This is a genomic window from Shewanella sp. ULN5 (assembly GCF_030731885.1).
Taxonomy (GTDB): Bacteria; Pseudomonadota; Gammaproteobacteria; order Enterobacterales; family Shewanellaceae; genus Shewanella; species Shewanella holmiensis.
Window position 1 is genome coordinate 91,767 of sequence record NZ_JAPJEE010000004.1, and the last position, 13,234, is coordinate 105,000.

Annotated in this window: 11 protein-coding genes; 4 read left to right on the forward strand and 7 right to left on the reverse strand. The window is 39.2% G+C overall.

Annotated elements, in window-relative coordinates; all coding sequences use genetic code 11:
* Window positions 1–72 precede the first annotated feature (72 nt).
* Both uvrY and ORI98_RS05600 read right to left on the reverse strand, forming a co-directional pair.
* Window positions 73–717, reverse strand: coding sequence for a UvrY/SirA/GacA family response regulator transcription factor (gene uvrY / locus ORI98_RS05595; protein WP_261299480.1), 645 nt, complete (start codon window positions 715–717; stop codon window positions 73–75).
* A gap of 197 nt (window positions 718–914) precedes the next feature.
* Entirely contained in the window at window positions 915–1,334 is a 420-nt protein-coding gene (locus ORI98_RS05600) for a secondary thiamine-phosphate synthase enzyme YjbQ (RefSeq protein ID WP_306134571.1), read from the reverse strand.
* 178 nt (window positions 1,335–1,512) lie between these two features.
* On the opposite strand from ORI98_RS05600, the gene ORI98_RS05605 reads away from it, so the two are divergent.
* Window positions 1,513–2,283, forward strand: coding sequence for an ABC transporter substrate-binding protein (locus tag ORI98_RS05605; protein ID WP_261299455.1), 771 nt, complete (start codon window positions 1,513–1,515; stop codon window positions 2,281–2,283).
* A gap of 173 nt (window positions 2,284–2,456) precedes the next feature.
* Here ORI98_RS05605 and ORI98_RS05610 read toward each other — a convergent pair whose 3' ends face one another.
* From ORI98_RS05610 to ORI98_RS05620, 3 genes are all read right to left on the reverse strand, one after another.
* Window positions 2,457–2,861 carry a hypothetical protein gene (locus ORI98_RS05610; protein WP_280925463.1) on the reverse strand — a complete coding sequence of 135 codons (405 nt, stop codon included), beginning with the start codon at window positions 2,859–2,861 and terminating at the stop codon, window positions 2,457–2,459.
* Window positions 2,862–3,106: 245 nt separating this feature from the next.
* Entirely contained in the window at window positions 3,107–3,730 is a 624-nt protein-coding gene (locus ORI98_RS05615; RefSeq protein WP_306134572.1) for a 2OG-Fe(II) oxygenase, read from the reverse strand.
* Between the two features lie 597 nt (window positions 3,731–4,327).
* Complete coding sequence (locus ORI98_RS05620; RefSeq protein WP_261299457.1) at window positions 4,328–6,097, reverse strand: SulP family inorganic anion transporter; 1,770 nt, start codon at window positions 6,095–6,097, stop codon at window positions 4,328–4,330.
* A gap of 429 nt (window positions 6,098–6,526) precedes the next feature.
* On the opposite strand from ORI98_RS05620, the gene ORI98_RS05625 reads away from it, so the two are divergent.
* The 3 genes from ORI98_RS05625 to ilvN all read left to right on the forward strand — a co-directional run bounded on the left by ORI98_RS05625 (window position 6,527) and on the right by ilvN (window position 10,261).
* Window positions 6,527–7,687 (forward strand): multidrug effflux MFS transporter, encoded by a 1,161-nt coding sequence (locus ORI98_RS05625; RefSeq protein WP_306134684.1) that lies wholly within the window; start codon window positions 6,527–6,529, stop codon window positions 7,685–7,687.
* A gap of 361 nt (window positions 7,688–8,048) precedes the next feature.
* The gene (locus tag ORI98_RS05630) at window positions 8,049–9,767 is read left to right on the forward strand and encodes an acetolactate synthase 3 large subunit (protein ID WP_306134573.1); all 1,719 of its coding nucleotides are present in this window, start codon (window positions 8,049–8,051) and stop codon (window positions 9,765–9,767) included.
* Window positions 9,767–10,261, forward strand: coding sequence for an acetolactate synthase small subunit (gene ilvN, locus ORI98_RS05635; protein WP_261299459.1), 495 nt, complete (start codon window positions 9,767–9,769; stop codon window positions 10,259–10,261). Before ORI98_RS05630 ends, ilvN begins: the two co-directional genes overlap by 1 nt.
* Before the next feature lie 80 nt (window positions 10,262–10,341).
* On the opposite strand, the gene ORI98_RS05640 is transcribed toward ilvN, so the two are convergent.
* Both ORI98_RS05640 and ORI98_RS05645 read right to left on the reverse strand, forming a co-directional pair.
* A complete protein-coding gene (locus tag ORI98_RS05640; RefSeq protein WP_261299460.1) occupies window positions 10,342–11,967 on the reverse strand; it encodes a methyl-accepting chemotaxis protein in 1,626 nt (541 codons plus the stop codon).
* 589 nt (window positions 11,968–12,556) lie between these two features.
* On the reverse strand, window positions 12,557–12,952 hold the full coding sequence (locus ORI98_RS05645) for a sulfotransferase domain-containing protein (protein ID WP_306134574.1): 396 nt from the start codon (window positions 12,950–12,952) through the stop codon (window positions 12,557–12,559).
* Window positions 12,953–13,234: the final 282 nt, after the last annotated feature.

Consider the following 13,234-nt stretch of genomic DNA (forward strand, 5'->3'; position numbering starts at 1 on the left):
AATGAATTACAGTGTGAAAAATACACTTAAACCAACATTGCCGTAGTTCAATGACTATAAGGCAAATGTTAATTAGAACGAACCAGTGTCGAGCATTTTGTATCGAATCGCTAAACGAGTTAACTCCACATCGCCATTAATACCTAATTTGGCAAATAAACGGTAACGGTAACTATTGACAGTTTTCGGGCTTAAATTCAGCTTATCTGAAATATCATTCACCTTTTCACCATTGGTGATCATCATCATGATTTGCAATTCGCGTTCAGACAAACTGGTAAAGGGGTTTTCGTCACTATTAGTAAACTGACTGAGCGCCATTTGCTGAGCTATTTCAGGAGAGAGGTAACGTTGCCCGCGTGAAACCTGACTAATGGCCCGGATAACTTCTGGTGAAGTTGACCCTTTAGTTAAGTAGCCTGAAGCACCAGCTTGCATTACTTTGGTTGGAAATGGGTCTTCAGTTTGTACGGTTAGTACAATGATTTTTGCATCGGGTTGATAGCGTAAAATCTTACGGGTGGCTTCTAACCCCCCCATACCAGGCATGTTCATGTCCATTAAAATCACATCAGCTTCATTGTGACGAGACCACTGTACCGCGGTTTCACCATCGTGAGCTTCACCAACGACTTTAATACCACGCTCATCTTCTAACAGGCGACGGATCCCAGTGCGAACTAATTCATGATCATCTACTAAATATACTGAAATCAACTTCAACCACCCTTTATTATTAGCCATTCATCCTGAATAAGTAGGCATTTTTTTATTTCTAAATCATCAACATAAAAAACACATAGTGTTTTTACTCTGTCTAAATAGCAAATTTATCACTAATCGTTTCACTCACACAAGCAAGACTGTCTAGATAGTGGAAATAAAAAGCGTGCTTTCCTGGAAACTGAATGACATCACTCGCCATTTAACGTCACAATAATAGTGCGTTCGAAGGCATCATCGCGATGTTCACACAAATAAATCCCCTGCCAAGTGCCCATGTTAAGACGACCATGGCTGATTGGTATAGTTAATTCGGCACCTATTAATGTCGACTTTAGGTGTGCAGGCATATCATCTGGGCCCTCATAGGTATGCTGATAATAAGGGGCATTTTCAGGCACTATGACATTGAAATGCCGTTCAAAATCTCCTCTTACCGTGGGATCTGCATTTTCATTCAAGGTTATAGAGGCCGACGTATGCTGAATAAAAAAGTGCGCCAAACCAACTTCAAGCGTTTTCAATTCAGGTAGCTGTTGCAATAACTCGTTATCAATAAGGTGAAAACCTCGTTTTTTAGCGGATAGTTGAATGCGCTTTTGAAACCACATATTTTTCTCACCAAGAATATTCAGTTCAATAATAACAATATTATCTAGCAGGATTTTCTGGGTATCAACATCATCTATTAATACAGAATGATTTTGAGCTGCAATTTACAGTACTTATGCGGCAACCTTTATGCTACATTTTTAACACATGAATACTAATTAACCGAAATCGACATTTATGAAGCATCTGTTTTTATGTTTACTTTTTTTTATCTCTTTTGCTGTCAATGCTCAGTCAAATAAGCCTATTGTAAAAGTAGCAGGATACCCTTTTTCGCCCTACATCACTGAATCCATTGATGGACGTTATACAGGTTTATCTGTCGATCTCGTTAACGCCCTCAACGGTATTCAATCGCAAGTTCAATTTGAATTCGTAGCAACAAGCATTGCTAATCGTTATAAAGCTTATGCAATGAATCGGTTTGACATGATGTTGTTTGAGAGCCCTGTGTGGGGGTGGGACAAGATAGAACATGAGTTTGTGCCATTAGATATTCACGATGGTGAATTATTTATTTCATTAAAAGATAACGCACTTGATCAAGCTTACTTTCAAAAATTTGACGGTAAAACACTCAGTTTAGTAAAAGGATATCACTACAAATTCGCAGATTGGCAAGCTGACCCACAATATTTAAAAGCTCGATTCAACATTCAATTTGTGAACTCGAATGAAGCATCAATTGTAAGCATATTACGCGGCAGAGCAGAGATAGCACCAGTAACCTGGTCTTATTTAAAATTTTATTTATCACAATATCCTGAAGTATCACCGCAAATATTAGTGTCAACAAAATGGGACCAAGAATATAATCACGGGATTTTATTGAACCCCAACGCCCCCATTAGCAAGCAGCAACTGTCCGAATGGGTCAACTTACTAAAAAAACAACAAATATTAACCCGTTTAGCCTCCCATTATGGCTTAGAGATCATTGCAAATTAAGCGATTGCACTCTTAACTCGAGTTGTGGTTAACAACTACCAATAAAATTTAGCTTATTGATGGTTAAATGCGAGCTATGATTGAACATTCATTAAATTGGATCGACATTGCTTATTTGCAAGCATAAAAAAACGCACTGACAAGTGCGCTTTTCATGCAAAACATGACAGCAATTACATGGTAACCATTGCCCAATAATCAAGGCGTTTTTGAGGTTCATAAACAACTGTTTTACATAAATCTTTATACTGTCCCATTAAAGACCCCAAATTCGTCGACCCACCTAACTTGGCTTTTTGCTTATCTTTTTCTGCCGCAATATCGGTGGTGACTTGCGCTGCTGGGCGATATTTTTCGGCTAACGTTGCCGCGTCGACTGCAGACACTTTTAAACGCTCGCCAACGGCTTGCATTTGAGGCGCATTCATCGCGCCAATGGCTTCTGATGCAATTTGATAATATGCAGCGCACTGGATAACTTCATCTGTAAAGGCTTTTTCTGCAGCGTCTTGAGCATTAACACCTTGGCTTAAACACACTAATGAAGCCGCTAAAATCCACTTTTTATTTATACTCATTCCCAGTCCTATTTAGTGTATTACATTAAAATTCAATATGATGACTAGCCTGTTGATCTTTACAGATTGCATTTTGTTGGCGATAAAAACGCTTTAATTGAGGCAAACGCATAAATGTCTAATCATCCAAATAAAAGCCATGATTAATCACAAAACTTACATTACCTTAATCGAATTTAGCACTAATGAAAATATAAAAAACGCCACAAAGATGTGGCGTTGAATTAGCGGTAATTTAGAGAATACTAAAAACCATGATTAGCATGACTTACCCTAAACCACCCCGCAATACTGTTACGGGTTCTTAATGTCGGTAATACTTCATGGGGAAAACGTTCACTTAAAAATATTGCGAAGGTCCCCATTTGAGGCTGCACCGTTTCTAAAGCAACATCATGCTCGTCATAAATCACTAATTGGCCACCATCTTCTGGTTGCCACAATGGATTTAAAAAGAATACCGTTGTTAAGATTCTATTCTGGCTGCCTTTTAATGCATCTACATGCTTTTTATAATGCGCACCAGGTTCGTAAACCGCATAATGACTTTCATAGTCAAATAACCCCATAAATAGGCGTCGATTAATACCATCTTTTAGTTGTTCCATAATCGATAAGTATTCCCTATCCGTATGGTCTTGTTTATCAAGCCAACTAATTTTGTCTGAACGAATTTCGGTATTAATTTGTTGATCTATTCCACGGCCAATAGCCGCAGATTTAAAATCAATATCATGCTTAACCTGCATTTTTTCTAGCAAGGCTAAGCTGACATAATCAGGAATGATATCTGATAAAAGAATGTATCCTTTATCGACTAACGCATCTGCGATCACATCCAGCACTGCTTCACTTACTTGCGAAACCATACATGCTACATCCAAAGAGACGACGCTTTTTTCTTTACTTTAGGATTCAAAAAGAGGGTTTGAATCTGAATTTCGAGGAGGCGTTGTGTTGCTAAATTAACAGGAGGAATAGAATTATTCCTCAACCTTCCCGACGAGGTTTGACGCTCAGTCAGTTAGCGAATATTAGTGTAACAACGCACTGATGGCAACATAAATTTAACCCATCAAAATCAATAACTTATAGCGACAACGCTGATTTATTATAAAGATGCACTCTGGTTAAGATATTTACTCATTCATTAATATTCTCTGAATATATTACTTATTCAGTCGTAAGCTTGTAGTGACAACAGAGGAATTTACGCCTCAATAGCTAGCCGATTGCAACTCAATCCAACGCAGTTAACATTAAAAATAACCGCTGAAGATCGATTTATCGACCAGAATTCAGATAATGTAGTTAGATGTCTATCTGGCTAATATCCAAGCATATTACAAAATAAAGCCTTATTTGTATTGGCTAAGATCTGCTGCCACTCACTCAACAGCAATCCCCTCTTAATGCCAAAAAGAGCAAGAGGAGATCGTTCATGTCAATACGGGTACCCTTAGTGGTTAAATCTGACTATGCGTTAATACCTGCTGTTTTTGCGCTAATTTTCCAGCATCGGTTTCTTCCGCTTGTTCAAGTAAGGCATCGTCGGCAGCTTGTTTACTTTGATTAACTTTTAACGCTAGGTACAAGTCTGAACGGATATAAATACCTTCATTGCCAGACTTCATCCCAGTCTGTTCAAACCATGACAGTAATTGACGCTTTCTACCAGCAAGCTCAAGCCGCACACCGCGTTTTTTAAACAACCCATCTAAATCAGCAAGCATCGCCATTACACTTAAATCTAAATGGGTAAAACACGGTACAGCATCAATAATAACGCATTTAATATCGCCTTTTTGTCTTGCGTATTGCTCTAACAATCGACGTTTAAAATAACCTGAGTTGAAATAAGTTAATGGTGAATTGAATCGATAGATGAAAATACCTGCCACAGGTTTAGCTTTGTCACTGCTATCTAAACTTCTGATCACCCCTTTTATATCAACCCCTAAAATCTGATCAGTTGGGCGCATAACTGTGCGAATAAACTGGAATAATCCTAGTAAAACCGCCAAGGTAATACCAGGGATAACGCCGATAAACAACACCGCAAATAACGTGGTTAACGCTAAATAAAATGCCTGCCTGTCTCTAAGTCTGAGTTGCCAAACGGCTTTTAAGTCTAATAGGTGAACCGAGGCTATCACTAACACCACACCTAATGCCGCGCTTGGAATAAACTCCAGTGGCGCGGTTAAGAAAATGGCAATCACCGCAATAATTGCAGCAGCAACGATTGAAACTAATTGGGTTTTCCCGCCGTTAGCATCATTTACTGCGGTACGAGAATCTGCGCCACTGACCGCAAAACCTTGTGACAAAGCTGACGCAATGTTGGCAATACCTAATGCCCTAAACTCTTTATCGGCATCAATGTCATAACCATTTTTAGCCGCAAAACTTCGAGCGGTTAGCATCATACTTACAAAACTCACAACAGCTAAGTTAAGCGCGGGCATCACCAGCTCACGAATAATACCCACGTTAAATTCTGGCGCCTGAAATAAAGGTAATCCGCCTGCTACTTCACCTATGGTTTTGACATCAAATTGTTCAAGGTTAAACAACCAAACTAATATCGCCCCAAACGCGATGGCAAACATTGATGAAGGCCAGTTAGGTTTAAGGCGCTTCATACCAAAATAAACCCCTACGGTTAATATCGCCATCAACAATGTTGGAATGTGGGTTTTTGATAAATACGTCGGCACGCCGCCTAATCGTTCAAGCAGATAACGCTCATCAAAGGTAAATCCAAAGATTTTTGAAAATTGGCCAACAATAATGGTAATCGCCACACCGTTTAGCAGCCCCATTAAAATTGGTTTGGATAAAAAATCAGCTAATACCCCTAACTTAAATCGGCTGGCAATTAAACACCAAAAGCCTGTCATAGCTGTCATTGTCATGACTAACTGCCAATGCTTGACACTGTCTCCTGCAGCAAGAGGTGTAACGACTGCTGCGATAACCGCACATGTTGCCGCATCAGGGCCAACAATCAACTGCTTAGACGTGCCAAATAACGCATACACCATCATTGGCAGTACGCATGAGTACAAGCCTACCGCGGCATTAACCCCTGTTAACTGTGCATAGGCAATCGCAACAGGTAGCGCCACGGCAGCCACCGATAACGCCGCTTTCATATCATCAGCAAACCATTTTCGCTCATAATTAACTAGCGTATTTAAACCGGGCATGAACTCATACAAACGTGACAACACAGCACTTTCCTTGTCAACATAGCAAAAAAGATATAATAGGTTTTTATCAGGTTAATTACAGCTACTTAAATGTAATATTTTTGCAATACATTCTGTGCACTGTCATGGCAATAACTGACAGCGATAACATCAACAAAACAACCAGTCAGCAACAAGATTGACTCAAAACAATCATACAACAATGGCTTAAACAAGGTTTACTCGTGTGTTCATGACTTGTAACAATTAGAGAAATAGATACTTTTGATTACAAAATCCCAAATCAACAAACCCAATTGCGTGTTAGACTGAACGGCTAAAATGTTTGGCCGTTTCTCGTTTGATTTCCTTCAACGGATAATCCGATTTTTAAGCTTTGAGGTTTTTGTGTCTCGTTCTCAAAATACAACGCAACAAAGTGCATTCCCGCACTTAGCCATGTTGATCCCAATGTTAGCCGCTATTGTTGCCATCACCCCTTTAGCGATTGATATGTACTTACCGGCAATGTCGACACTGGCTAAAGGGTTTGGTACTGATGTCACCATGGTGCAGCAATCACTGAGTATTTACTTAGCTGGGTATGCATTGGGCATGCTAACTTTTGGGCCTATTGCCGACAAAATCGGCCGTAGACCATTAGTGATCATTGGCTTAATTGGTTTTAGTCTGGTCAGCTTATTACTGGCTCTAACGCAAACCATTGAACAATTTCTGGTGCTGCGTTTTCTACAAGCATTTATTGGCGCAGCCGCCACCGTTGTTGTACCGGGTTATATCAAAGAAATATACGGCGAAAATACTGCTAAAGGCATGTCTTATGTCAGTTTAATTATGATGTTAGCACCTCTTATTGCGCCTACTATTGGCAGTTTTATACTAGAGCTTGGTGATTGGCATTTAATCTTTTTCATGTTGAGCTTTTATGCCGCGGCGTTACTGGTTCTTATCCTATTAAAGCTAAAAATGCCTAGTGACACCGACAAATTGCAACGCAGTCAAAAATCGTTTTTTAGATCTTACTACACGGTATTTTCTCGTCAGGGAGTAAAGCTGCATATTGCCAGTGGGGTATTAACCTCGTTTGCATTTTTCTGTTACCTCACTGCCTCGCCATTCGTTTATATGGAAGTCTTTGGCTTAGATAAATCACTGTTTGCTATTTTATTTAGCTCAAACGTAGGCGCGCTAATGCTCGCCAACATAGTTAACTCACGTATCGTCAGTCGTTATGGTTCAAAGCGTATGCTGCATGCAGGCACTTTTTTTGCCACTATAGCGGCAATAGGCTTAGTATTAGTTAATGTATTTGATTTAAGTTATCACTTTACTGTGATGATGCTTATTCCGCTCATGGGAGCGTTAGGGATAATGTCAGTGAATGCCGATGCAATTGTATTAATGAAGTTTAAGCAAGAAACTGGCACAGCTACTGCAGTAATAGGGACTCTTAGATTTGGTTTTGGTGCAACAGCAGGCCCATTATTAGCCTACTTTTATACTGGGACAGCAGTGCCATTTGCCAGTTTAATGCTTTTTGCGATTGTTATTGTGGCGCTATGTCAAACATTGCAAAATTATCAGAGTAAGTCATATTCCATCGCTGACTAACGTCAAGAAGAAAACGCTTATTGCGAATATTCAAGCCATTACATAACCGTAATGGCTTTTTTATAACAAAAAAACGCCAAAGGTGGGCACTTTGATCGCTTAATTAACATGAAATGGCAATTTCTTAGTTTAAATATGAATTATTCTCAAATAGTTTAAAAAAATAAATAAAAGGCTTGCAGTAAATATTGATTTACATATGATGAATCTATCGCGTTCGCCTGAGCGGATAATGGCACTAAGACATTACTTAGGCCCTTAACAAGTTTAGATAACCATTTAAACTTATTTTTTAGAACGATTACCGTCGTTGTATGCAAGATACTGTTTACCATAACGGTAACTTAAGAGGATTCATTTCATGGAAAAGCTTTCTGGCGCAAGTATGATTGTGCGCTCCTTAATAGATGAAGGTGTTAGCCACATTTTTGGTTACCCTGGTGGTTCTGTTTTAGATATCTATGATGCCCTCCATAAAATTGCTGGTGTTGAACACATTTTAGTTCGCCATGAGCAAGCAGCTGTTCACATGGCCGATGGTTATGCTCGTGCCACAGGTAAAGTTGGAGTGGTATTAGTTACCTCGGGTCCTGGTGCCACCAATGCGATTACCGGCATTGCAACCGCCTACATGGACTCTATTCCACTCGTGGTATTATCTGGTCAAGTGCCTAGTTCATTGATTGGTAATGATGCCTTTCAAGAATGCGATATGATTGGTATTTCACGCCCTGTCGTTAAACACAGCTTTTTAGTGAAAAATCCTGCTGAAATACCTGAAATAGTCAAAAAAGCTTTCTTCATTGCATCAACTGGCCGTCCAGGTCCTGTTGTTATCGACTTACCTAAAGATTGTTTAAGTCCAGACATTCTGCATGATTATGTTTATCCAGAAACCGTTAAAATGCGTTCTTACAACCCTACGACCACTGGGCATAAAGGCCAAATTCGTCGTGGCTTACAAGCATTATTAACCGCTAAAAAGCCTGTGCTTTATGTCGGCGGCGGTGCCATTATTTCTGAATGTGATCAACAAATCTTATCACTTGCAGAACAGCTTAACATTCCGGTAATTAGTACATTAATGGGCTTAGGCGCATTTCCTGGTACGCATAAGCAAAGCTTAGGCATGTTAGGTATGCATGGCACATTTGAAGCCAACAATGCCATGCATAATTGCGATCTTATTTTTGGTATTGGTGTGCGTTTTGATGATCGCACCACCAATAATGTTGAAAAATATTGTCCTAATGCCACTATTTTACACATAGATATTGATCCTGCTTCCATCTCAAAAACCGTCAGAGTCGATATTCCTATTGTGGGTTCAGCTGACAATATCTTAGATACCATGCTGGAATTGCTGGCTGAATCTGATGAAAAAAATGATCCCGCAGCATTAGATGCCTGGTGGCAGGACATTACCGAGTGGCGCGCACAAAAGTGCCTAGAGTTTGATAGAACAACAGACCGTATTAAGCCGCAACAGGTCATTGAAACGCTACACAAGCTGACCAATGGCGATGCCTATGTTGCTTCAGATGTAGGCCAACATCAAATGTTTGCCGCGTTATATTACCCCTTTGATAAACCTCGTCGTTGGATAAACTCAGGTGGCTTAGGCACTATGGGCTTTGGTTTGCCTGCGGCTATGGGCGTTAAGATGGCATTTCCTGAAGAAACGGTTGTCTGTGTTACTGGTGATGGTTCAATTCAGATGAACATTCAAGAACTGTCTACCGCACTTCAATATGATACTCCGGTAAAAATCATCAACTTAAACAACCGCTTCTTAGGTATGGTGAAACAGTGGCAAGACATGATTTATTCTGGTCGTCACTCACACTCTTATATGGATTCGGTACCTAACTTTGCCAAAATTGCTGAAGCGTATGGCCATGTGGGCATGACGATTAGCGATCCAAAAGAATTAGAGTCGAAATTAGCAGAAGCATTAGCAATGAAAGACCGCTTAGTATTTGTCGATATTAGCGTTGATGAAACAGAACACGTATACCCAATGCTAATTCGTGGTGGTGCTATGAATGAAATGTGGTTAAGCAAAACGGAGAAAAGCTAATGCGTCGTATTATTTCAGTATTACTTGAAAACCAACCCGGTGCACTTTCTCGCGTAGTCGGCTTGTTTTCACAACGTGGTTATAACATTGAGAGTTTGACGGTTGCCCCTACAGAGGACAATACTCTTTCTCGTTTAAATATCACAGTGATCGCAGACGAAAAGGTGTTAGAACAAATTGAGAAACAGCTTCACAAACTCATCGATATTTTAAAAGTGGCTAATATCACTGAGGCTGCACACATAGAAAGAGAACTTGCTCTGGTCAAAGTGAAAGCGCAAGGTGATATGCGTGAAGAAATCAAACGCACCGCTGATATTTTCCGCGGCCAAATTGTTGATGTAACGGCAAGCCTTTATACCATTCAAATGGCTGGCCCAAGTGAAAAGATTGATGCCTTTATTGGTGCACTAGCTGAAGTCACTAAAGTGATAGAAGTATCACGTTCAGGTGTGGTAGGTCTGTCTCGCGGAGAGAAATGTATGCGAGCCTAATCACTCGTTAATCTAAAAAAGAGCCTTAGAAAACTAATGGCTCTTTTTTATTGTGCTTAAGTCAGTTAAACCAACTTTAATTATTGCAATTTAAAGGTAGCAACTTGAGTCCGCATCACGTTAGCTAGCTTAGAGAGCTCATCAACCGAAAGGCTCAACTCACCTGCCGCCATAGTTGAATGTTTCGAAATATCACTGATGGTAATTATGCTACGGTTAATGCTTTCAGCTACACTAGATTGCTCTTCTGCTGCTGTCGCAATATGGGTATTCAATTCAGTAATATTATCAACAGTAGCCACAATTTCTTTCAAAGCATCACCTGCTAAATTGGTATTTTTGTTGGCATCATCAACTTGGGCCATGCCAGACTCCATAGAAACCACCGCCTTCTTAACACCTTGTTGCAAACTATCAATCATCGTTTCAATTTGTAATGTAGACTCTTGAGTTCGCTTAGCCAAAGTTCGCACCTCATCAGCCACAACAGCAAAGCCTCGACCTTGCTCTCCGGCCCTTGCAGCTTCAATTGCTGCATTTAAGGCCAAAAGGTTGGTTTGCTCAGCAATACTTTTAATCACATCTAACACTTTTCCAATATTCAAACTCTCACTTGCTAATAACGAGATGACTTCAGAGGTTTCTTGGATTTTCAATGAAAGCAGAGACATACTTTGTATTGATTGCTGCACAATTAAGTCGCCATTAGCGGCATGGATATCAGCATTTTTAGCAGAATCTGCAGCTGCAGTAGTACTTTGCGCCACTTCAGCTACTGTAGCCGTCATCTGATTCATTGCAGCAGCCGTTTGCTCAGTTTCACACTGCTGATTTTGCATTCTTGTATTGGTTTCGCGAGTAAAATTATTAAGATTCTCTGCAGAACTATTTATCGTAATAGCCGCATCAGAAATCGACACTAAAATGCTTCTTAAATGCTCAATAACTCCGGTTAAATTATCCGAAATTTGACCTAACTCATCATTATTCAATGGCTTAAATACTAATGTTAAATCAGAATCTCTTTTAATTATTTTTAGCTTACCTAAAATATCAATAATGGGAGTCATTACACTGCGTCTTACCCAAACACTTAAACCAATACTTGCAATAATGGCGCAAAAAGCTAAAAATAAAAATAATTTAACAGACTCACTCGCAGAATCTATAACAGCTTGTTTTTCATCACCAGCAACTTTAATTTGCAGTGCAACTAGCTCAGATATTTTCCCGCTAATCGGGTCGATAACTTGATATAAAGGAACAATATCTGCACTCAATCGACCTTCTACGCTCCCAGACATGCTATCTAGCTTGTTGATCAGCCTCTCTATTTGACTGTCTGCTGGAGCAAACATCATATTTGCCTGCTTAGCAAGCAAAGCTTCTTCGGTAGTTAATTCTGTTGCCATGTATTTTGACCAACGAATACTAATATTTTTATTCGCATTCTTAAGCGCATCAGAGGCTTCTTGGGCGCTAAATTCACCAGCGTTAGCCTTGTTTACAGCATCAATAACATACACCGCATAATCGTCACCAATAATTTTCAAATCTTCTAAAGGCACGACTCTATCGTTGTATATGCTAATCACCCCTTGCTCAATTTTTCCCATCATATTAATCGCAATAGCGCAGATAGAAATAAGCAATACAAGGGGAATTACTGCACTTAAAAGCATCTTCTGTTTGATTTGTAAATTCATCTTAACCATCCTTTAGAAATGATAACGTTATCCTTCTAGAGGTTCAGTCAGTCCATTGGTGGAACCAATATTTTGGTCAGTGTGAAAGGAGGTAAGATTTAACGGCATGAGTAAAACGAGCCACATTGACTAAATAGAAGTATTGCACAGGCTGAGCTTTTTGCGAGTCACAAAGGCTTATTTGTTCATTCAGACATATTGAATACGATTAGAATAAGTGATCAATCAGAATTTTATGACTTTTAAAATGAATGTTTACCAAGGTATAACCTGGTCAACTGAATTCAAATAACCGAGTTACATTCTTTATAGCAGGAAAATGTAGCTCAGAGATCGCCACAACTTTACATGCTCAACCAATTTTTAGCTAAAATAAGGTAACCAAGTGTTGTATTTAACGATTAAATTATTAAACAGAAACATAATAGTTACCTATTGATTTTGATGAAAAAATTAAATTATATCAAAATGAGTAACTCTTACCGTTGCAAGTTGCATGCGGGAAATAATTGAGATTAATAGCGATTAAATCAAGTTAACTCATCTACATTAGCTAACATTAACAAAATGATGTTAATCGCTAACTTAGCTAGGGCAAATACTTAAACTTCTTCATCAGTTCATGATGACTGCTAATCACTCTTTGAACTTGTTCATCTGTTAATTTCTCTTTCCATTGATGTTTACCACCTTTACGGAAAAAAGCATTCGCATTTTCATGTTTTTCAACAAAACCTGATTTAGCTTCTTGAGATTTGAGTTGTAAAAAAGAGGAGTGCTTAATGGCATTTTTAAGCCTTTTGGGATCCTTCTTTAACCCTAAAAAAGACTCGATCTTTCTAAAGGCTTTTTTGGGATCATCCAAAATATCTTCATATCTTAATATTACTTTTGATTCTGGATCACTCGTCCAGCTTGAAACATGCATTGACCATGATGTGATAATTTGCGGTACATGATAACTTTCATTCGGAGTACCTGTCATGTCTTCCGCCAGATAATCAATGGCCTCATCAATCGTGTAACCAAATTAATTAGCCATTGAAATCACCACATCTAGCGGGTTTCTAACAACGTAAATAGCACCATCGGTTACTGAAGAATTATGCAGCGGGTAACCATTATATTCGCCTAGATAATTATGTGTTTTGACGAAAGTCGCACCATGAGCTTGTTGGGCTATATCAGATTGAACTTAAGGACGGATCTGACATATTTCTTCCAAAGATAACTCAGTAGTAGCCGATTTTTCAGCTGGTAAGTATGG

Coding starts and splice junctions, on each gene's coding strand:
- ORI98_RS05610 (WP_280925463.1), bottom strand. CDS start 2,861: ATGAGTATAAATAAAAAGTGGATTTTAGCGGCTTCATTAGTGTGTTTA.
- ilvN (WP_261299459.1), top strand. CDS start 9,767: ATGCGTCGTATTATTTCAGTATTACTTGAAAACCAACCCGGTGCACTT.
- ORI98_RS05630 (WP_306134573.1), top strand. CDS start 8,049: ATGGAAAAGCTTTCTGGCGCAAGTATGATTGTGCGCTCCTTAATAGAT.
- ORI98_RS05645 (WP_306134574.1), bottom strand. CDS start 12,952: ATGACAGGTACTCCGAATGAAAGTTATCATGTACCGCAAATTATCACA.
- ORI98_RS05605 (WP_261299455.1), top strand. CDS start 1,513: ATGAAGCATCTGTTTTTATGTTTACTTTTTTTTATCTCTTTTGCTGTC.
- ORI98_RS05640 (WP_261299460.1), bottom strand. CDS start 11,967: ATGAATTTACAAATCAAACAGAAGATGCTTTTAAGTGCAGTAATTCCC.
- ORI98_RS05615 (WP_306134572.1), bottom strand. CDS start 3,730: ATGGTTTCGCAAGTAAGTGAAGCAGTGCTGGATGTGATCGCAGATGCG.
- ORI98_RS05600 (WP_306134571.1), bottom strand. CDS start 1,334: ATGTGGTTTCAAAAGCGCATTCAACTATCCGCTAAAAAACGAGGTTTT.
- ORI98_RS05625 (WP_306134684.1), top strand. CDS start 6,527: ATGTTAGCCGCTATTGTTGCCATCACCCCTTTAGCGATTGATATGTAC.